This is a genomic window from Streptomyces sp. NPDC002935 (assembly GCF_040611295.1).
In the GTDB taxonomy this organism is placed as follows: domain Bacteria; phylum Actinomycetota; class Actinomycetes; order Streptomycetales; family Streptomycetaceae; genus Streptomyces.
In genome coordinates, this window is record NZ_JBEXNW010000006.1 from 16015 (window position 1) to 36386 (window position 20372).

The window sequence follows — 20372 nt, forward strand, 5'->3', positions numbered from 1 at the left end:
GTCAGCCCCTCGTACCGTCGGTGCGCGCGACGCCCAGCCCGCGGACGTTCACGCCCGGATCGCGCAGCAGCCTGTCGTCGGCGTCACGGGCCCGCCCGCTGAGATCGGTGACGCGCAGCGCGGGAGTGGCCGCCAGTCCGGTCGCGGCGAGGCTGAACGGCTGGGTGATGCCGATGGACTCGCCCACCGTCATCCAGGTGTCCCGCCCCTCGTCCAGGGCCTCCAGACGGTAGGCACGCAGATCGCCGTCCCGTCGTACGAAGACGGTTACATCGGGGCCGCCGTCGCCCGCCAGGACCACCTGGCTCTTGAAACCGACGGTGACACTTCCGCCGGCGCCCAGCGCCAGGGCAGTGTCGCAGTCCTTGTCGATGACGCTGCCCAGCACGTCGTCGACCCGGGGCACGCGCTCCTTGTCGATCATGCGGCCGGGAGTGAACGACAACACCTGGTCCGGGAAGGTCAGTTGCTCCGGCAGTGGGAACCTGGACGGTGCTACGACAGCGTCCTCGCCGTACTGGAACCCCACATCGATCCCGTCGACGGCGTCGGGATCGTAGCTGGCGGGGCAGGTGTAGGTCCCGTCGAGGTTGCTGTCCAGTTCGCCGAAATCGCCATGGCCCAGCGGTTCGAGCCAGGTCGCCGTCTGCGGATCGACGAGCAGTACGTTGCCGTACTCGTCGCGCGGGATGAGGGTGACCATGGCCTTGCCCCGCCTGCCGTACTGGACCTCGACGTGGCTGAACTTGGGGTTCGGGCGAACCAGTACGGTGGTCTGCACGGCCCCCTCGCGACGGAAGGCCCCGCCGTCGCTGAGGCCCAGCGCGGTCACCGTGAACGCGTAGTTCCCGGGGACGGTGTTCCCGGCGAGGGTGGCCTGGTAGACGCCGGTACCGTCCACGTTAGTCATCGGCACGTCGTTGGTGAACCGACCGCCCGGGAAGGGCAGTTCGGCCAGCATCGCACCGTACTGCTTCACCAGGATGGGCGTGACGTCCTTGCCGCTCAGCAGCTCGGCGGCACGGTTCAGCGTGTCCTGCGGGATCTGCACGGTGGCGAGCCAGTTGGCCAGCGCCGTGGCCGGCGAGTCGATGCCCAGTGTGACCGAGGCGCCGAGGACGGGCCCGCCCGCGGCGGTCAGCCGGGCGGAGACGGTGATCGGCTCGCCGGCGTAGTAGGTGGGCCGGTCCAGTTCGATCGACAGCCGCAGACTCGTCTCGGTCAGCACGTCGTAAACATAGTCCTCCGGGCCGCTACCGGTGATGGTGAGCGTCCAGGTGCCGTGCCTGCCCCGGAGGAAGTCCTGGTCGACCAGGTACATGTGCGAGCGGTCACCGAGCCTCATCTCCACCCCGGGCGGAGTAAAGTCCGCGGAGACCTCCTCGCCCGCCGGGGTCAGCAACGCGAGGCTGAGCCGTCCCGCCTCGGACGTGTTCCAGCTGACCACGAAAGCCACCTTACCGTCGTACGGGGTGAGCAGGGCCTCGTGCCGCACCTCGCCCTGGCCGGGATAGGAGCCCTGCGGATCGCGTGGCGCGGCTGTCGGGGTGAGCCCGGCCTTGAGGGCGTCCCGCAGCGCGACCGCCAGCTCGGCTGCTGTCGTACCCTCCTCGTCCACATTGCGCACCTTGCCGCCGCCCAGCGACCCGGTGGCGAGCGTCTTCATCAGGACGTGGTCCACGTCGCTGTGACCGTCGATGCCGTACGCGACGGCGAACAGGTGGACCTTGAGATCGGCGAGGGACGCGCCGGGCGGGGCCGTACCCGGGCTGCCGATGAACTCGTTCGGGTTGTGGGTGCCGGAGTTGTGCGCGCCGTCGCTGAGCAGGATCAGCCAGCGCCGGTCCACCGTACGGCTGAGCTGGTCCGTGCCGAAGTAGCTGGTGGCCGGGGACAGGACGCGATCAAACCCGTCGCCCATGGGGGTGCCTCCGGCCGGAGTGATAGCGGTCACGGCGTTCTGGGCGGCGCTCATCGCGCCGGGGATGTCGGTCATCGGCACGATGTCGAAGGTGGCCGGATTGAGCTCGTCGCCAGCCGGGAAGCGGGCGATGCCGAACCGGCCGCGCTTCTCCCCGAAGTGCGCCAGCATGTCCAGAAACTGGTTCACCGCCGACGTCAGTTCGCCCCATCGCGACCCCGCCTTGTTGGCGGGATCTTGGCCGAGCGCGTCCCACGCCATGCTGCCCGAGTCGTCGAGAAGCAGCACGACCTCCAGCCGCTGTGTCGTCGTGGACAGCGTCACCTGCTGGTTGTGTTCCGGGCTCGTTCCCACGGTGGTGTCGGCCGGGTCGGCCGTCAGCAGGGCCGAGGCCGATGATGCTCCGAGCGGGGGTGGCGGGCTGGCCGGGGAGGTGAAGGTGATCTCCAACTGGGCGCTGCTGGTGGGCGGGATGGACAGCGGCAGCGTCGAGGTGATGGTGAAGCCGCTCGGCAGGGTCGGGCCGGGAGCGGTGAAATTCAGCGGACCGGTGCCCTTGTTGGCCACCGTGAGGCGCTGCGGGACGGTCTCGTTGACGAGCGCGTGATAGGCCAGCAGCCCGCCGCCGACCGAGATCCACGGCTGGGCCGTCTCCGCCTCCGACTCGGCGACCACGGCGGTGACCTGGATGGCGGCGGCGCCGTTGTTTCGGACGCTGAGCTCCCAGGACTCCACGGCGTCGGCGTCGATGAACCCCATACGGAGCCGCTGGACGTTGTTCGCGTCGCCCAGCAGCTTCACGTCCCCGACGTAGTCGGCCGTTGGGTCGGGGCCCCGCAGCACTCCCGTGGGCAGCGACTTGGCCTCCACGGGAGCGCCATTGCCCGCCTTCAGGAACAGGGTGGGCGTACTGCCGCCGCCGTTCGCGGCCACTCGGATGAACATCATCTTGGTGTAGCTGCCGGCCGGTACGGCGGTGCCGGTGAGCTGGTTGATCGAGATCGCCTCGGTGGCGCCTGGTGCTACCGTCCGGGGAGCGGTCTGCGGGTCGGGATACACGTGGAAGGTCATGGCGGACAGCCCCTATTCGGTGACGCTGAACTCGTTGACGCTGGTGATGGACCCGTGGCCGGTGGTCACGGTGATGCGGACCTTGGTCACTCCGCCGACGGGCACGGTGATCGTGGACGGCACGGCGGCGACGATGTCGGTAGCCGACTGGCTGGAGAGAGTCGCGGGCTGGTCCCCGAAGAGCACCTTCGGCGAGAAGTCGAGGCTGCTGCCGGTGATGTGCACGGGGTCCCCCTTCGCGCCGCTGCGCGGGGTGAACTCGGTCCCGGTGAACGCGGGCAGTAGCAGCGCCTGCTCCACCACCGAGAGGCGCCGCTCGATGTCCGCGACTGTGAGCCGGGTGCGCCGCTGGTCCTTGATCATGTCTGCCTCGATGGTCGCCTTGCCCTTCTTGCGCTTGAGCAGCGCCAGTGCGCAGCGGGCGTGCCCGGCGGCGGCCGGGGGCACGGTCGCGCCCTCCGCCACCCGCACCACCCAGACGGGCTTGAGCCGTACCGATGTCTGCATCCCGACGTCGTGCTCGTTACGGAGATCGGTGTCCCCGACGGAGTCCACCTCGACCACCGTGACGTCGAGGTAGACCACGTCGGTACGGTCGTCGGCGGGCGCGGTGAGATCTCCCGCGTGCTGGCTGCTGTACGTGATCGCCGCGGGCAGGCTCACCTGGATGCCGCCGACCATGCAGCTTCCCGGGAAGTGCCCGCCGTCGGCGGTGATCTGGAAGTCCTGGCTGTTCTGCCCGGCGGGCAGCGCGGAGACCAGGAAACCGGACGCGTCCGTGTGCGTGCCGTCGCCGATGAAGCGGGCGGCGATGCTCCGCACCGTGGCCGTGATCAGATCGTGCAGGAGGTTGAGATCGCGGTCGAGGATCGGCACCCCCTGCTCGATGTGCAGGCCGATATAGCCGTGCTCAGGTGCTGTCGCCGCTGCCAGCATCTGGTCCGGCGGCACCGAGTAGTCGGCCATCATTCCTCCTCGGTCAGCTGATGATCACGGGTCGGCAGGTCAGCGGGAGCACGTCGCGCAGCACTTCGGCGAGCCGCTCGGACACCTCGGCGACCTGCTCGGCGGGCTCGTCGGCGCCCGGGGTGAGGAACACCCCGACGGTATTGCGGGCAAAGCGGCCGTCGGGCGTGTAGGTCTGGAAGTCGTCGGCGCTCCCCTGCAGCGCCAGCTTGGCGGTTGCCCTCGTGTCGACCGTGGTGGTGCCGGGCTCGCCCTGGTGGGACCGGTGGGCCAGTAGCACCTGGTTCGGCGGAAGGGGCAGTGCCAGCGGCCCGCGATGGTTGTACGGTCCGCCCTCGACAAGGCCGGCGAGGCTCCACGTGGTGCCGGCCAGAGTGGCCCGGTCGACCGACCAGGCACCGTGCCGTGTGGTCGACCAGAACAGCTCGATGCCGTTGCCACTCGGTAGAGCCGCGGGCTGCCGGTCGTGGTCGGTCGGGGCGGCCTTGGGCAGGGTCCGGACGGGCGACCAGTCCGCGGCTGCCGGATCGAGGCTCTGCTTGGTGCGGTACGCCACGGTCCACCGCTCTTGCCGGGACGCCCACAGCACCCACAGCCGGGGTGCGACCGGGTGGAGCAGGACGAAGACGTCGTCGTGGACCGGCGGTTCACCCGCGGGTACTGTTCCGCGCCGCCACTCGTTCCCATCGTTGCGCGCCCACCGCAATTCACCGCTCTCCAGCCAGAACAGCCACACCCCGCCGGAGCCGTCGGCCACGGCGGCTGGCTGCGTCCGCTCGACCTCGTCGTCGAACAGTGGGGCGGACGGGGCCAGTTGACTGCCGGTGCGCGTGGTGGACCACAGCCGCCACCGGTCGAGCCGGGGGTCGTACCGCTGCCAGAACAGCCACAGTCGGTCTCCCTGCCGGGCGGAGGCCGGGTGTTTGTCGCTGCCGCTTCCGCTGACCACGGGCCGACTGGCCTGCCACCCGTCCGCCGTCCACCGTTTGGTCCAGATCTCCCAGCCGTGGCCGGGGTCGGTGTGGTAAAAGATCTCGGCCGTTCCGTCCGGCAGGACGATCCCGGCCGGGCGCCCGTCGTACGCATGGTCGCTCGACGCGAACACCGGCTCGGACCACTGGCCCGCCCCGTCCCGCAGCCGCGACCACAGGGCGAGCCGCTCCGGCTGGTTGGTGCGCGCCACGTTGTGGACGAACTCCCTGTTCCGGCTGGGCCATTGCGTGAGCCGCGCGGTCGTCGCACTCAGCGCGGGCAGGGTGCCGACGCTCTGGTAGAGCCTGGGCGCCGCGCGGATCTCGGTCCGCTGCGCGGCGACCGGCACTGTGTAGTCCGTCCGCCAGCCGATCCAGTCGGCCAGCAGCGGCAGTAACCGGCCGTCCACCCGGCCGGGATCGGTCAGCGCCAGCGAGGCGGCGGCGAGGCTGTACAGTCGGTCCAGCTCGTCACCGGGCAACTCCAGGAAGCGGCGCAGCTGTTCGCGGTCGGTGTCGTAGCGTCGATAGAGCGCCGGGAGCGAGCCGTACAGCCGCTCGGCGAAGCCATACGGCTCGGTGGGCATCGCGCTGAGCAGGTGGTACGGGTCGGGGGACGCGTCGGCGGGCAGGGTGTTCTTGAACGGGAACAGCGCGTAGTAGTGGACGGTCTCGCCGGGCAGGCCCGTGTCGGCGGCCGTGGTGAGTCCCCTTCCCTCGGCCACGATCACGCCGTCACCGGGTCGTACCGGATGGGTGCCGATGCGCCGTACGACCCGAATGTCCGGGAAGCCTTCCGGGTCGGGGTTGGTCCAGGAGAGGTCGACGCGGTTGGTCCCGGCGCTAGCCGCGAGATGTCCGAGCCGCATGTGTCACCGCCTCCCTCGGTCGATGACACTCAGGGCGATCCCCCCTGGATGCTCGCTGTCGTCGGCCGGTACAGGCAGCTCGAACTGCTCGAACTCCAGCTTTCCGGAGGGCTTGAACACCGGGTCCGCCGGACCACGGCGGAACTCGGTGATGTTGGCGTACCGGACCCCCGGAGTGTTCTGGATCTCCTCGTAGAACCGGCTCAGATAGACGGTCTGGCCGAAATCCGTCCGGTCGAAGGCCAGCAGCGCCCTGGTTGTCTGCCGGACCCGTTCCTGCACATCGTCCCTCGGGTACCGGGGCTCCACCCCGATCTCCGCGGTGAGCAACACGGGGATGTACAGCACACCCTCGACACCCACGATCTGGCCGAGCATCCGCTTGTCCTCCAGATAGGACAGCAGCCCGCTGCGCAGCACATCGCTGACGTGGCCGCCACCCTCGGGGGCGACATGGAGCGTGATGTCGTTCCACACCCCGGCGGTCGCCCGTACCTTGCCGACGCCCTTGAAGCTGAGCGCGAGCGCCTCGTAGTCGGCGGCGGTGACGGCGCGGTGCTGCGAGCGGAACACCGCTGGGGCCTGCCGTACGGCATGGGCGGGGTCCTCGCGGGCGGCCCCGCCGGTGCCCGCGTCCTGGTTGGAGACGGTCGCGCCGAGCTGGGCGAGCGGTGGACAGTCGAGGATCGTGCTGATCTCCCGTGCGCCGACGTTGCCCGCCGGTCCGCCGCCCACCCGGTAGGTCGCGCGCAGCCGGCCGGTGGGGATGCGGCCGAAGACGCCGTCGCCGAAGACGACGGTCGCGTGGTCGTCGGCGTCGACCTCTACGACGAAGTGGGGCTGTCCGCCCCGGCTGAGCGCCAGACTGTCGCGTCGCTCCCAGGCAAGCTGCGGCGGCTCGGCCGTGATCTGGACGTCCGCGGTTGCTCCGGGCCAAAGGATCACACCGGTGTGGCCGAGTGGGAAGCGCTGGTCCGCGCGGCCGTCCGAACTGCCCAGCGCCTCGCCCTCGATGAGCCGCCCCTCCTCGACCGGGATGCCCTTCTCGACCACCTTGCGCCCGGTCTCGGGATCGGGCTCGACGGTGGCGAAGTCGATGGTCAGCGGGGCCTGGCCGGTGTACTCGAAACGCACGCTCGGCGCTCCCCGGCGGCTCTTGGTGGAGAACGCGTTGCCACGGGTGACGGTGATGGCGCCCTCGACGTTCCCGGGGACGCTGACGAGCAGTGTGGCGGCGGCGGGTACGGCGGTGCCCAACTCGTAGCCGATCAGCCGCAGATGCTGGATAACGGCGGCGCGCGTACGGGCCGTACCCAGGAAGGATTCGTTGGCCACCCGGTCCTGGTAGTAGCTGAGGATGTCACCCATGTACGCGAACAGCTCCAGCAGCACATTGCCGAAGTCCGCCTCGTTGGCGTAGTCGGTCCACTCGCCCAGCCGGTCCGGGATCCTGGCTCGCATGGCGTCCAGCAGGCGCTGGTAGTCCCGCGCGGTGTAGTCGATCTCGTCGCTCATCGGAAACTCACTCGTACCGCGCGCTGGGCCGGACCACGGCGGCTCAGATAGGCGACCTCGACCGTGACGGTCCCGTCGTCGGCGGCCACGTCGACGCCGGTCACGATCAGTTCGTCGCCCAGCCAGCGGGTCAGCGCCTGGCCGATGGTGAACTCGGTGGCGGCGGCCAGGATGCTGTTGTCCGGGTCGAAGACCAGGTTGAACAGCCCACAGCCGAACTCCGGCTGATTGACCCGCTCGCCCGGCGCGGTGAACAGCACCTGGACGATGCGCCCGCGCAGGTCGTCGGCGGCATCGGGATCCGGCGCGATGGTGCCCGCCGCGCTGACGCCAAAGGGAAAGCCAAACCCGGTTGCCACTGCCGCTCCTTACTCTGCGCAGGTCACGAAGGACTGTCCGGCGGCGGTCACGGTGGAGTGGCCGCCGCAGCTGTCGACGGGGTCGCCGTCCAGCAGCACGGGAGTGCCGCCGATCGTCACGAACGCGCTGCCCGCGTCGGCGGCGGGGGAGCCGGTACCGAGCGGCGTGTCGACGATGCTGAGGCTCAAGACGTTGGGCCCTGCGGGATCGAAGTCGGTGCCCTTGGGGCCGGAGTGGCTGCCGCCCGGTGCGATCTCGCCGGGATCGAGCGAGCTCTGACTGCTCGCGAGCGCCACCGGGTGACCGCCGACGCGCACGAAGTCGCTGAGACCGTCCGTCATCGAGCCGGTGTACGTGAAGCTGCCCTTCCCGGTGTACGGCGAGCCATCCGGCAGCGTCCCAGTGACCTTGTGGGTGTCCGTGCCCTGGACGGGGTCGCCGTGGACGACGATCAACATGGCGGTCACCCCTTCTCCACATCCAGAGCGGAGCAGACGATCCTGACCGGCTGACCGTCCGCCCTGATGGTGAGCGGGACCTTGGCGGTCAGCGTCATGGCGTCGGCGGTCATCTCGATCGCGTTTCCCGTGGCGTCGGAGATGACGATCCGCTCGCCGCCGTCGGCGTCCTCCAACTCGATCGTGTGGCCCTTCAGTGTCCTGATGATCTTCCGGGTGGGGCGTTGCTGCGGGTCACCCGGCAGCTCGGACTCCTCCCCGGGACGGCACCAGAAAGCGCCCGTCCAGACCGGGAACTCCAGGTCGCCCTCCTCGAACTCCACCCAGACCCTGGCCTTGCGCTCGGGGACGAACAGGAAGCCCTGCTGCGCGGCCCCGCCGTACGGGGCGCAGGGGGTCGCCCAGCCGGTAACCACGTCCGGACCCAGGACACTGGGGACGCTGAGTTTGAGGCGTCCGAGCCGGGCCGGGTCCTCATTGTCGACGACCGTGCCCCGGTACTTGCCGTAGAAGCGGTGCTCGGCCCGTTCCAGGAGCTCGGCCACCACCCGTTCGAGCGCGCTCATCCGAAGTCCTCCTCGCCGGTGGGCTGCGTGGCGTTGCGCCGGACCCGGAACCGCTGTCGGTAACCGGCCGGAGTGAAGACATGGGTGACGTGCGTGACCTCGTACACTCCGCTGTGGGTCGCGCCGATCCCCTTGATCGGGACGAGGGCGTGCGGGACCAGGACCGCTGGGTAGGCGTTGCCCAGCACCTCGCCCTCGCCCGTCACGAACCACTGGCCCTCGTCGTACAGGCTCTGGCAGAGCGCCGCCATCTCCTGCTCGCCCGTGGTGACCGTCTGCCCGGCCTGGACCATGCCCAGGTCGTCCGGGGGGCGACCGCCCAGGGCGCGCTGCAGTTTGGCGCGGCCCACGGCGCGGAGGACGTCCCCCGTGAGCCGGTCGGTCTGGGTCATCGTCACGTCGGTCGGCGTGAGCGCGTTGACCTCCAGCGTGAATCGTTCGACGTTGGTCCGCAGGCCGAACTGCACGGCCATGGGCGGTAGTTGGCCGCCCTCCAGGCGGGGCGGGCCGAAGTACGCGGTGTCGCCGTCGACGTAGCAGTTGAAGCCGTTGCGGAACGCGAGTCGGCGCAGCAGCCGGATGTCGCTCTCCCGCTGGACGACGGTCGACACCTGCTCGTCGTGCACCACGTCGGTGCCGGTCACGTCTGGCGTCAGCCCGTAGGAGCGCAGCACCTCGGTGGCGATGTCGCTGTCGGTCTTGTTGGGCCAGGCCCTGAGCTGGTCGGCGCGGTCCATCAGTACGGTGGCGTCCAGGCCCCAGACTTCCAGCCGGCAGCGGTCGAGATCGGGGCCGAAATCAGGGCGCAGATGAGTGACATAGCCGGTGATCAGCTGCCGGGTCCCGTCCTGCGGACCCCCGATGATGTCCACCTTGCGCCACAGCGCGAAACGGTTGTCGTCGAGATACGGCCAGGAGCCGTCCGGCTGCATGCGCAGGGCCAGGGTCAGCCGGAACATTCCGGCCAACTGGTCGTCGAGCTCGACCTCCAATCCGAGCAGGTCGGCGGGCAGGCCGGTCGGCTCGTCCCCGTCGACCTCGATCCGCAGCTGGTCGTGGACCATCACTGGCCTCCCCCGGTAGCAGGAGGAATGACGATCGACGCGCCGACCCGGCCGCGTTCCTGGGGCAGCCCGGTCAGAAATCCCGCCGCTTCGATCGCCTTCCGGACTGCGACCGTATCGGCGTTGAGGATGTTGTGGATCACTACGACACCTTCGTCGGCCGGTTTGACCGCCAGGACTCCGAACTGCCGCGCGAGGGCGGTCAGCAGTTTGGGCTCCGGCCATTCGACGGGGAAGAAGGTGGTGCGGACGGGTTCGTCGTCGACGAGCGCGAGGGGGGAGAGGATTTCGGGGTTGGCATCGCATATGCGCCAGTAGGCCTGGGGGTCGCCGTAGTAGGTGTAGGCGAGGTGATCCAGCCGCTCGCCCTCGGCGAGGGTGTGCCGGAACTCGCCCTCGGTCACGGGCAGGCGCCGCAGCTCGGAGCCGGGTACGGACTGGTAGCGGGACGGCATGGCGCATCACCCCGGGATGACCACGTTGGCGACGTCTGTGACGTTGGCGAGGTTGAGCGCCGACATCACCTCCGTGGCGGCCTTGGAGTACAGGTACGGCACACTGCGCCCCTCGATGACGGTGAGGCTGACCGCCGCGGTGGCCCGGATCGGGTTGAGATCGGCGCTGAACTCGGTCTCGGTGATGTTCAGCGCGTTGATGTTCACTGGCAGGACGCGTTTGCGGCCGAAGATGAACAGCACCAACGGCGGGTTCGCACTCCGCGTGAAACTGAAGCCCTTCGGCTTGCCGCCCAGCCCGAGCAGCTTGTCGGCGACCAGCCCGAGCATGCTCTCGCTCTTGGGCTGCACCATCAGCTCCAGGGTGGCCAGCTGTGGGCCTACCCCGAACTGCTTGGCCAGGACGTCGCCGTCGCCCAGGCCGTCAGTGGCGTCGAGCCGGATGTCGAATGCGACGGTCTGTTCCTGCACCGACACGACCTGCTGCTTCTGCAGGTCCAGCAGGTTGTCCACGGTGCCGTGGTAGTCGCGCAGCGACGAGCCTGCCCCGTCGGCCCGGGCGCCCGGGAATGTGACGGACAGCGACCGATTGCGAGTCAGTTGCAGCGGGTTGAACTGGAAGACCACCAGCAGTGGCGGCAGGCTCAGCCCGAACTCCACGAACGCACCGCGCAGGATCTTCGGCCGGCCCGGGAATCCGTCGGTCATGACGCCCTCCGCTCCGGCCAGAGCCGGCCGATCTTGTCGTATTCCCGGCGGGTACCACGCAGCAGATGCCCCTGGCGGATGACGCCCCCGTCGGCGGCAGCGAGGAACGCGGCGTTGAGCACTATCGTGTGGATGCTGCCGCCGCTCACCGGGAAGTTCCTGGCCAGCACTCCGAGATCGAGGTCGGGGGCGACGGGTGCCTGGACCGGGAAGTGGGCGTGCCAGATCCGCAGTCTGCTGTCGGCCTCGGGGAACGGGAACTCCACGGTGAACCGGATACGGCGGGTGAAGGCCTCGTCGAGGTTCTGCCGTAGGTTGGTCGCGAGGATCACCGGGCCGTCGTGTTCCTCCAGCTTCTGCAGCAGATAACTGGTCTCGATGTTGGCGTAGCGGTCGTGCGCGTCCGACACCTCGGTCCGCTTGCCGAACAGGGCGTCGGCCTCGTCGAAGAACAGGATCGCGTCGGCCGCGGCGGCCTCGGCGAACAACCGGGCGAGATTCTTCTCGGTCTCACCGATGTACTTGCTGACCACGCCGGACAGATCCACCTTGTACAGGTCGAGACCGAGGTCGCCGGCCAGCACCTCGGCGGCCATCGTCTTGCCGGTCCCGGACGGACCACTGAACAGGGCGCTGAGCCCCTGTTTCGTGCGCTCGCCGAAGCCCCAGTCCGTGTGGACGCGGTGATGGTGGCGGATCTGGTCCCGGATGTCGGCGAGCAGCTCCAGCCGGTCCGCGGGAAGGACAAGATCGTCCCAGCCGGCCCGAGGCGTCACCTTGGCCGCGAGCGGGCCGAGCCGGTGCTGTGACTCGGCCCGGCAGGCCTCCGTCAGGTCCGCCAGGGTCGGCTCGCCGGGCTCGCCCGCCATGATCCGCCGCTGCTCGGCCAGTTGTGCGGCCGCCCTGATGCGCGATGGCGGCAGCCGGAACCGCCCGGCCAACTCGTCCGCCCACTCCTCGTGGCCGCCCAGTGCCGCGCGCCACGCGGCCGCCCGGTGCGCGGGATCCGGCGGCGGTACGGTCACCCGGTGCACGACCACCCCGGGCAACTCGCCCAGGTCGCCATCCATGAGGAACACCAGCCACCCGAAGTCCGCCACGGCCGTACGCAGCAGATGTGCGGGCCCGGCCCCGCTCAGGTGGACCCCGCCCCTCTGCAACAGCCCCTCGCGTACGGCCGCCCGCACCAGGTCGGTCCGTTCCGCGAGGTCCACCTCCAGCAGGGGAACGCCCAGCCGGGCACAGACCTCCCCGGCGAGGCCGGCCGTTCCCTCCGCGCCGCGGAGTTCGAAGACCAGGGTCGGCCGTTCGTCCCCCGACCAGTGGTGGTCGATCAGCCGCAGCAGCCCGTTGACCAGCCGCAGATCAGTGTCGAGGCCGGCCGGGGAGTGCCGGCGGACTGAGCCGCGCAGCCGGACGTCGATGCCCGGGGAGCCCAGCAGGAAACGGCGGATCCGCGGGTCGAGCGCCCACTCCCCGCGTTCGTTCTGCCGCAGTACCTCCATCCGGAGCAGCGGCGCAGAGTCGTCGAGCAGGTTCCGGCCGACCCACCGGGCGCGCTCGTCCGGCCAGAGCAGTTGCAACAGCGCCGCCGGGCCGGGCCGTTCGTACCCGTCCCGCAGGTCGGGGGCGAGGCAGGCCACGACGGCGAGCAGTTCCACCGAACCGAGCCCGAACAGCCTGCCCAGCAGCGGCAGCCCGAGCCACACACCCTCCGCGAGCCCGTGATCCACCCTCGTCTCGATCTCGGCGGAGAGTTCGTCGAACCCGGCCATGTCCCGCTCGCCCAGCAGGTCCAACCGGCAAAGTTCGTCGGCCAGATGCTCGGCGTTGTCCCGGTACCCGCCGCTCATGACGTCACCTCAAACAGGAACGCACGGCGAAAGATCCCGGACACGTCGACCCTCACCTCGTACAGCCCCGGCCCCAGATCGCCTGCCGGCTGTGCCGTGAACCGGTCCTCGCCCAGCAGTTGGTCGGACACCACCGGATGACCGCCCACCCAGACCCGGGCACGCCATCCCGCGAGGTGCTTCCCCGTGAACGTCAGCGGGGTCCCGGCCATTCCGGAGACAGGGCTCATCTCTGTGACCACCGGCGGATCCAGCGGCGCCCGCACATCGGGCACACCGACCCGTCGTACCCGCTGGGGCATCGGCCGCTGCGCCGCCTGAGACACATCGAGCTGAACGGGTGACACCTGGTACGCCACCGACAGCCGGAACGGCTCGTCCAGGGACGACCACAGCCGCCCCACACCGTCGGGGTCCAGGTTCTCGCCGACGATCTGCAGTTTCTCCTTCGCCCCCAGAAGCCCTGTGTCCAGATACTCCTCGGGGATCTCCGGATGCTCGTGGAGGACCCGCATCGCCTCGCCCAGCAGCTGGTGCGCGGCGGCATTCCCGGTCTGCGGATCATTGGGGGCGTACGCCGTCAGCAGGTACGACAGGGACAGCGACAGCGGAGGCCGGGTGAGGTGCGGCGGAGTTCCCGGCCTGACCTCCCAGTCCTGGTTCCTGAAGAACGGGTGCTCCACCACGCGGAACAGAAACAGATTGAGCCGCCGTGCACCGCCGGTCTCATCGGGGGACAGCACGGTAACGTCGGGTGGCGGAGTGATCCCCAGTTCATGCGTCAACAGGGTCCGCAGCGAAGCGCTGACCATGCCAAGAGCCGTTGCCTCGCTCATCGCAGGATCCTTCCGCGCCAGCGCCCCAGATACCGCCGTTCCCAGAACGCCACGGGCAGTTCCGCGTCGACGGGGTTCGACGTGCGGCGCCGGGCCTCAGGTCTTACGGGTTCGGGGTCCTGAGTGGGTTCCGGGGGCCTCTGTTCCTCCGGCGGTGCCGTCACGAAGACCTCTTCGGCGAAGTCGAGTGCGGCTGGTTCGGGGGGTGGTGCGTGCTCCTCGGCGGGGCTCACCGTGACCGCGGGGTCCGGCGCTTGCCATGACTTGGGGAGAGGCACCGGCCGGGCCGCGACGTCTCCGGTGGCGATGCGCGGAATCTCGCTGCCCGATCCGGTAGGGGCGCGCGGAATGTCTCGGCTTGAGTCCGTATCGGCGTGCGGCACCTCCCAGCTGGAACTGGCAGCGCTGGGCGGGCTGTCCGGTGCCGATCCGGGGTGCACGCCGTCCGAGCTCGGCATTTGCCGCGACGGGGTGGGGGTAGGTGCCGTTGAGGACGTGCGGGTGCCGCCGTTGCGATCCCGGGTGTTCGGGCCGCTGTCGTCCAGAAGGAGCCAGGACTCGACGTGTGGCGGAGCGCTGTCGGAGGGGTGGGCGGAGGAGCGGGCGAGTTCGCCAGCCGGCGCGGCACGCGGCATGCCGGGGGAGGAGGGTCGAGCCTCTTCGCGCTCGGAGTCGAAGGCCGCGAGGCTGGGGCCCGGCGGCTCCGGGAGTGTCGGCCGGTCCGGGCCAGGGGAACGCTGTGGCCCAGTGCTCACTGCTGGGGCCGTACCCGGCTCGCCGGGCGTCAGCTGCGAAGTCCCCTTTTGCGGGCGGGAGTTGATCTGCGGCACCCGCCTTGAGGCAACGGGGCCGCCCGAGGACGGGGGCGGGGGCGGCAAGTCGACTTGGGGCGCCGACTGTTGAATGCGGGCGTGGCCGGCGTACGGCGTCTGCCAGGCGGTGAGGGGAGCCTGCGGCGTGAGGGAAGTGTGGAGGTAGCGGAACAGCGGGGGCGCCAGTGGACCGGCGAAGGTGATGTGCGGGACGTCGTCGTCCGGGAGGCCCAGCAGGGCACGGACGGTGGCGCGGTGGCGGAAGGTGTCAGGTGCCATCGTTCATCGCCCCGATCGTCTCGGCGATCGCGTCGATGTAGACGCGGCGGCGATCACGCGGCATGTCCAGGATGTCCCGTTCGCTCCAGTGGTAGTGGAACGCGAGGTAGTGGACCTCCTGGTAGAGGAGCCGGGCGTCGGTGCGCAGATCACCGAAGAGGAAACGATGGATGTCGAACGGCGCGATCAGCGCGCGACCGCATTCGGGGCACGTCGTCTCCAGCGTCTGCTCGACCCGCGGAGCCACGTCGTGCATGCGCCGCTCGATCTCGGTGCGGGTGGCGGAGGGGAGAGCCGTGATCTGCTCCGAGGCGGGCGAGTGGACGGTGCCCAGGCGGAGCAGACAGCGGGTCAGCAGCCCGGTCAGCGCGCGTGCCTCGTTCCGGTCGACCTCGTCGGCCAGCGCCTCCTGGTCGGCGCCGGTCGGGAGGCGGAACTCGGCCTCGCCGACGGAAGGGTCGCCGAGCGCGACCGTGTACGTGGCGGCAGGGGAGGCGGAGCGGACGACCGGAACGTCGTCGACGGAGAAGGCGAGCGAGATGCGCCGACCGCACTCGGGCCACGGGCAGATCAGACTGGCGTTGACGGCGTCGCCGAAGGTCGCCCGGCGCAGCCGCAGCAGCAGGTAGAGACGATCGGCCACCAGGAGATCCGCGGCCACCTCCGCCGGGACCGGACTGATGGTGCCCAGACGGCGGACGCAGCGGCTCAGCACGGTGGAGACCAGGGCGGCACCATCCACGCCCGCGAGCAGCTCCTCGTCGTAGCCGGTGAGCGGGGAGAGCTCGAACGTGCGGTGCAGTTGACCGGCCGCGTCCCAGTAGCCGCCCGGCAGCTCGTCCTCCATCGGTCAGGTCTCCTTCGGCTCGGCCACCGAGACGTCGCGGACCCAGCCTTCGTTCTCCAGCTTGATCGAGGTGATCATCACGGCGTTGCCGCCCGCGTCGAGTTGGGGCAGCGCCTGGTATTCCGACACCCAGCAGCGGTAGACGAGGTAGGCCAGCACCTTCTGCCCCGCCGGGTTGTAGACCTCGATGCTGATGTCCTTGCGGAACCCGGCCAACGACATCGCCGCCTCGCCCTGGAAGTTGTTGACCTTGTTCGCCCACCGCTCGAACGTCGTGTCGTGGGTGACCCCGACCTCCAGGGTGATCGGGTCGTACTTGGTCTTGCCCGGAATCTGCCGCGGCGCGCTCGGGTCGCCCGCCTCGTACCAGGGCGTGACCTCCGTGGTGCGCTTGAGCGCGCTGCACTTGTTGAGCGCCGCCACGTACTGCCCGTCGATCATGATCTTGAACTTGTACCCCAGGTACGGGTCGAACCGGGTGCTGTTGACGGTGAACCTGGCCATCGGCCGCCCTCCTCGGACTCCTAGGAGCTAGCCGGCGGCCAGCCCGGCCTGCTGGCTGATCCGTACGACGACGAACTCGGCTGGTTTAAGCGGTGCGAAGCCCACCAGCACGTTGACGATCCCGGCGTCGATGTCCGCCTGGGTGGTGGTCTCCCCGTCGCACTTGACGAAGAACGCCTCCGACGGAGTCGCTCCCTGGAACGCCTGCCGCCTGAACAGCGTCATCATGAACGCCCCGATGCTCAACCGTAGTTGGGACCAGAGGGGCTCGTCGTTGGGTTCGAACACCGCCCACTGGATGCCCTGATAGATGCTGGTCCGCAGCATGATCGCGGTGCGCCGTACCGGGACGTACCGCCAGGCGGGATCGGCGGAGACCGTACGGGCACCGAAGGCGACCACGCCTGCGTTGGGGAAACGTCGGATGACGTTGACGCCGATCGGGTTCAGGGTGCCGTGCTCCACGTCGCTGAGTTCGACGGCCAGCCCGACTGTGCCGTTCAGCGACGCCTCGGTTCCCGCGGGAGCCTTCCACACGCCGCGTGAGGCGTCGATCCGGGCGTAGAGACCGGCGACGTACCCCGACGGCGGCAGAAGGACCGGGGTGTTGCTCGCGCCGGTCGGGTCGATGGCCTTCACCCACGGGAAGTACAGCGCGCCATAGGAGTTGGCCACGGTCAGGCTCTTGCGGAAGTTCTCGGCCTCCTCCCTGGCGTCGTCGTGCGAGAAGGTCTCACCGATGAAGAACATGTCCTGCAGCGGCCTGTTGGCGCAGTAGGACATGCCCTGGCTGGTCAGGGCCGCTCCGCTCACGCCAGGTACGGCCAGCAGGCTCGCGTCCGTGACCGTGTCGAGTCGGACGAAGGCATCCGTGAACAGGGCGTCCGTGATGGCACGTGTGCCGTCGCTGCCCGCCGTGGCGGCGTTGACGACACCGCCGGTTACGGCGTCGCCGACCTGGATGGCGTCCGCGACGGCTGGCCGCCGTACTCCGATCCCGTCCTGCGACTGCCCGCCTCCGGCCGAGCCGAGCTTGAGCAGCATCGTCGCGTCGTTCTGCGCGGCGGGCTGGATCCGTACGGACGAGGTCGCGGAGGTGGTGCCGGACCGCAGGACCAGCCGGGTCGACTCCACGGCACAGGTGAAACCGGAGAAGGCCGCGTCGGGTGTGGACTGGTGTTTCTTGGTCAGTGCCCGTACGGCGGTCTGGATCGCCGCCGCCACCTGGTCCGCGGTCGCGGCCGCGGCGCCGGCGGCGGCGGGCAGCTGGACGGTCTGGAAGCCGTCGTCGTCCAGGCTGATCTGGAAGTTGAGTTTGTAGTTCAGGGGCAGTGACGGGGGGCCGCCCGCCGTCTGCCGGCCGCGATCGAGCGCGACGTCGGCCTGGTGCAGGGCGGCGTCGAGCAGGGCCGAACCGTCGGCGAGCACGGTCGCGGCGAAGCGTGGCGAGGCCGGGTCGACGCTCAGATTGTCGAAGTCCTCCAGCAACGGGAGCGTGTCGAGCGCTTCCGGGACCGTGCCGGGGTCGCGCTGGCGCCGGATCCGCAGCCGGAACTCCCGGCCCGGTTCCAGCGTTCCGTCCTGGATCTGCAGCAGCAGCGAGTTGCCCCACGCGCCCTTGCTCCGCGCCGTGAACGTCACTCCGGCCGTCGGGGTGTCGGCCCGGTTGACGACCGTCACCGACGCCAGGGCCGCGTCGGTCCTGGCGACCCGGACGACGTAGCACTGCCGGCCGCCGTTGTTGAAGTACTGGAACACGCTGTGCGCCAGGTACCCCTCGCCGATGAACGACCCGTAGTTGCGCTGGAACTGGGTCCAGCTGGTGACCAGGGTCGCCTCGTCCGGGCCGCGCTCCGCGAGCCCGACGAAGGCGGCGGTGGAGGTGGAGGCGACGTCCAAAGGGCGCACCCCGCCCGCCGTCTCCGCCACGTACACGCCCGGATAGCTCGGCGTCGCCATGGTCGTCACCCACTCCCCGTCGTCTTCGGCGACCTCGTGCGCCTTGTCGGCTTCCGTACGGTCTCGTCGGCTTCCGGTACGTCGTCCTCGGCTTCCCGTACGGTTGCGTCGGCTTCCGATACGGTCTCGACCTTGATCAGGCCGCGCTCGCGCAGCTTGGTCACCTTCGCGCTGCCGGTCACTTCGACCTCGGGCAGCTCCGCCGACTCCTCGCCCGGCGACAGCCGCACGGTCTCCCCGCTGACCAGAGGCACTGTGACGGGTCCCGACACCAGCAGGCTGCTGATCTTGACGGCCATGCCGACCCTTCCGACGCTGGGGAAAACCATCCGCACGTCATCGTCGGCCGGTGCCGTCACCGCCGCGTCACTGGCGCGTCGCGGACCAGCTCGGCCAGATCCGGCGCGAGCCGTACCCCCAGTTCGCGGTCCAGCAGTTCGGCGTACAGGTGCAGGCAGCGACGTGTCTCCACCCAGTTGCCCGCGGCCAGATGTGCCTCGGCCAGGACCCGCTGCGCGCTCTCCCGCAGGGGCTCCGCGCCGACCGCGACGATCGCGGCTTCGATGGCCTCGGCGTGCAGTCCGAGGGTGGACAGCTGACGGCTCTGCGCCTCCAAGGCATGCAGCAGCCGCTGTCGCAGGCGTTCCCGCTCGATCAGCGCCCAGTCGTCGTACCAGCCCGGCAGCAGCTCCAGCGCGTCCAGGTTGTCGGGTACGGTCCGCAGCTCGGGCAGCGTGGCGCTGCCTTCGATGACACGACTCGCCCAGGCGCTGACGGTGTGAGTGTCGACGACGACCTCGTCGCGCATGAGGAAGCCGTTCCTGTCGCTGTCGAGCAGCGGGACGTCCATCCGGTTGAGCCGCCAGAGCGCCGACCGCAGATTGCCGCTGGCCCGTGCCTCGTCCTTGACCGGCCAGAGCGTCCCGGCCACATGGGTACGTCCCACCCGGCACCGTCTCAGCGCCACGAAGACCACCAGCCGCTGGCAGCTGCGCGGCACTTCCATGGTCCGGAGCCCAAGGGTCACACAGGGCTCACCGAAGAGGTGCAGTACGGGCGGGGGTTCATCACCCCCGATCGGGACGAGATTCGCCGGAAAGACCATCGGGTTTGCCGGGCCCGCTGAGTTCGGTGGGAAATCGACCATCCTGCCCTCCCTGTAAAGGGGGCAATTCACGTGAACGGAGGGTTGGTTCCGGCAACGGAGGGTAGTTCTGGCGCGTCACCGATCCGTCACCAGCCCTCTCAGATTTATCAGCGAGGTGGGGTGTCGGCAATGAATGTCTGCAGGAATTCACGCACAAGAGTGACCGCGGCCTCGACATCGGTGGTGGTGGCCTTGGCGGTCGGGGCCTGCCCGAGGTCAGGATTCACCCGCACCGTGATCAGCGGGCCGTAGGGTTGGGCCTCCACCCGCACCACACACACTCCGACTCTCTTCTGTTCGGGAGGCATGTACGCAGTTTTCTCTCCCCTCTGTCACCGCAGCGTTACGACAGTCACTTCGCCGGGAGGCATGGGTCGAGTGAGGCGCCCGAGCGTATGCGTCTTTGTGATTCTATTGATCCGAAACTCAATCGGTTTCATTCGAGGATGCTGCGGGTCTCGGCGCCGAGTCGGGCTTGGTCGCGGGCCCGGCTGCGCATCGGCAGGCTGCGCTTGAGACCGGCGTTGAACAGTTCGTCGGGGGCGCGCCTCTGCTCGCCCCCGGTGCGGTCGGTGACCTGGCCGGAGCAGATACCGACCTGGTCGGCGAAAAGCGTCTGGCTGCCCCCGGCATTCGCCTTCGCACGGCTCGCCAGCCTCGCCGAGAAGCTGGTGCGCGGGCCGTACCGGCGACTCAGGTGCCACACAAAACGTCGACAGTACACAGCAGTTGCTCCATGATGCGACTACTCGACGTCGCCGCAATCGATGGGGGATCGGCATGGCGGGTGCACTGGTGTGCATGCTGTTCCTGACCGTCGCATGCGTCGGCCTCGGCGCCGCCGCCACCCACGCCTTCCGCCGCCATCGTGCATGCCTGCGGCTGAAGGCGTCAGGTGTGGAGACGACAGGGCAGTGCACATCGCTGTCATGGAGCCAGGACAACGTCTCGGTGCGCTTCTCCTACGCTCTCGCGGACGGCACGAAGTACGAGGCGGACTCTTTCCACGAGTCGCGGACATCTGTCTCGCCCGGCAGCACGTTCCCTATCGTGTACGACCCCGTGTTCCCGGCCGTTGCAGAGGTGGCGGACCTGCTGAGCGAGGCCATCCGTTTCCACCGGCTCGTTCTCGTCGCCATCACTCCCGTGATACTCCTGCTCGCCACCCTGGATGTGGGGCTCGCTCTCGCCGTTCTTCTCCTCCTCTGACC

Annotated in this window: 20 protein-coding genes; 1 reads left to right on the forward strand and 19 read right to left on the reverse strand. The window is 69.5% G+C overall.

Annotated elements, in window-relative coordinates; translation table 11 throughout:
• Position 1: 1 nt before the first annotated feature.
• From ABZX90_RS09455 to ABZX90_RS09545, 19 genes are all read right to left on the reverse strand, one after another.
• The gene (locus tag ABZX90_RS09455) at positions 2 to 2992 is read right to left on the reverse strand and encodes a VWA domain-containing protein (RefSeq protein ID WP_355202965.1); all 2991 of its coding nucleotides are present in this window, start codon (positions 2990 to 2992) and stop codon (positions 2 to 4) included.
• 12 nt (positions 2993 to 3004) lie between these two features.
• A complete protein-coding gene (locus ABZX90_RS09460) occupies positions 3005 to 3958 on the reverse strand; it encodes an IPT/TIG domain-containing protein (protein ID WP_355202968.1) in 954 nt (317 codons plus the stop codon).
• 13 nt (positions 3959 to 3971) lie between these two features.
• The gene (locus tag ABZX90_RS09465) at positions 3972 to 5798 is read right to left on the reverse strand and encodes a phage tail protein (protein WP_355202971.1); all 1827 of its coding nucleotides are present in this window, start codon (positions 5796 to 5798) and stop codon (positions 3972 to 3974) included.
• A 3-nt stretch (positions 5799 to 5801) separates the two neighbouring features.
• Positions 5802 to 7313 carry a baseplate J/gp47 family protein gene (locus tag ABZX90_RS09470; protein WP_355202974.1) on the reverse strand — a complete coding sequence of 504 codons (1512 nt, stop codon included), beginning with the start codon at positions 7311 to 7313 and terminating at the stop codon, positions 5802 to 5804.
• Positions 7310 to 7672, reverse strand: a complete 363-nt coding sequence (locus ABZX90_RS09475) for a GPW/gp25 family protein (protein WP_351132313.1) — start codon at positions 7670 to 7672, stop codon at positions 7310 to 7312. Before ABZX90_RS09475 ends, ABZX90_RS09470 begins: the two co-directional genes overlap by 4 nt.
• 9 nt (positions 7673 to 7681) lie before the next feature.
• A complete protein-coding gene (locus tag ABZX90_RS09480) occupies positions 7682 to 8140 on the reverse strand; it encodes a hypothetical protein (RefSeq protein ID WP_351132315.1) in 459 nt (152 codons plus the stop codon).
• Complete coding sequence (locus ABZX90_RS09485; RefSeq protein ID WP_351132317.1) at positions 8137 to 8697, reverse strand: phage baseplate assembly protein V; 561 nt, start codon at positions 8695 to 8697, stop codon at positions 8137 to 8139. The genes ABZX90_RS09480 and ABZX90_RS09485 overlap by 4 nt, the downstream gene beginning before the upstream one ends.
• A complete protein-coding gene (locus ABZX90_RS09490; protein WP_351132319.1) occupies positions 8694 to 9761 on the reverse strand; it encodes a contractile injection system protein, VgrG/Pvc8 family in 1068 nt (355 codons plus the stop codon). Before ABZX90_RS09490 ends, ABZX90_RS09485 begins: the two co-directional genes overlap by 4 nt.
• Positions 9761 to 10216: a tail protein X gene (locus tag ABZX90_RS09495; RefSeq protein ID WP_351132321.1), complete on the reverse strand. Its 456-nt coding sequence runs from the start codon at positions 10214 to 10216 to the stop codon at positions 9761 to 9763. Before ABZX90_RS09495 ends, ABZX90_RS09490 begins: the two co-directional genes overlap by 1 nt.
• Before the next feature lie 6 nt (positions 10217 to 10222).
• The gene (locus ABZX90_RS09500; protein WP_355202980.1) at positions 10223 to 10924 is read right to left on the reverse strand and encodes a hypothetical protein; all 702 of its coding nucleotides are present in this window, start codon (positions 10922 to 10924) and stop codon (positions 10223 to 10225) included.
• Entirely contained in the window at positions 10921 to 12777 is a 1857-nt protein-coding gene (locus tag ABZX90_RS09505; protein WP_351132325.1) for an ATP-binding protein, read from the reverse strand. The genes ABZX90_RS09500 and ABZX90_RS09505 overlap by 4 nt, the downstream gene beginning before the upstream one ends.
• Positions 12774 to 13613, reverse strand: a complete 840-nt coding sequence (locus ABZX90_RS09510) for a Pvc16 family protein (protein ID WP_355202983.1) — start codon at positions 13611 to 13613, stop codon at positions 12774 to 12776. The genes ABZX90_RS09505 and ABZX90_RS09510 overlap by 4 nt, the downstream gene beginning before the upstream one ends.
• A 1080-nt stretch (positions 13614 to 14693) precedes the next feature.
• Entirely contained in the window at positions 14694 to 15551 is an 858-nt protein-coding gene (locus tag ABZX90_RS09515; protein ID WP_351132331.1) for a DUF6760 family protein, read from the reverse strand.
• Between the two features lie 3 nt (positions 15552 to 15554).
• Positions 15555 to 16055 (reverse strand): phage tail protein, encoded by a 501-nt coding sequence (locus tag ABZX90_RS09520; RefSeq protein WP_351132333.1) that lies wholly within the window; start codon positions 16053 to 16055, stop codon positions 15555 to 15557.
• A 27-nt stretch (positions 16056 to 16082) separates the two neighbouring features.
• Positions 16083 to 18014, reverse strand: a complete 1932-nt coding sequence (locus tag ABZX90_RS09525; RefSeq protein ID WP_355202987.1) for a phage tail sheath subtilisin-like domain-containing protein — start codon at positions 18012 to 18014, stop codon at positions 16083 to 16085.
• 5 nt (positions 18015 to 18019) lie between these two features.
• Complete coding sequence (locus tag ABZX90_RS09530; protein ID WP_355202990.1) at positions 18020 to 18313, reverse strand: hypothetical protein; 294 nt, start codon at positions 18311 to 18313, stop codon at positions 18020 to 18022.
• A 56-nt stretch (positions 18314 to 18369) separates the two neighbouring features.
• Positions 18370 to 19020, reverse strand: a complete 651-nt coding sequence (locus ABZX90_RS09535; RefSeq protein WP_351132339.1) for a BTAD domain-containing putative transcriptional regulator — start codon at positions 19018 to 19020, stop codon at positions 18370 to 18372.
• A gap of 248 nt (positions 19021 to 19268) precedes the next feature.
• Positions 19269 to 19469, reverse strand: coding sequence for a hypothetical protein (locus tag ABZX90_RS09540; RefSeq protein WP_351132341.1), 201 nt, complete (start codon positions 19467 to 19469; stop codon positions 19269 to 19271).
• 128 nt (positions 19470 to 19597) lie between these two features.
• Positions 19598 to 19867, reverse strand: a complete 270-nt coding sequence (locus ABZX90_RS09545) for a hypothetical protein (RefSeq protein ID WP_351132343.1) — start codon at positions 19865 to 19867, stop codon at positions 19598 to 19600.
• 74 nt (positions 19868 to 19941) lie between these two features.
• Here ABZX90_RS09545 and ABZX90_RS09550 point away from each other — a divergent pair, with 74 nt between their 5' ends.
• Positions 19942 to 20370 (forward strand): DUF3592 domain-containing protein, encoded by a 429-nt coding sequence (locus tag ABZX90_RS09550; RefSeq protein ID WP_328443859.1) that lies wholly within the window; start codon positions 19942 to 19944, stop codon positions 20368 to 20370.
• The last annotated feature ends 2 nt before the right edge of the window (positions 20371 to 20372 follow it).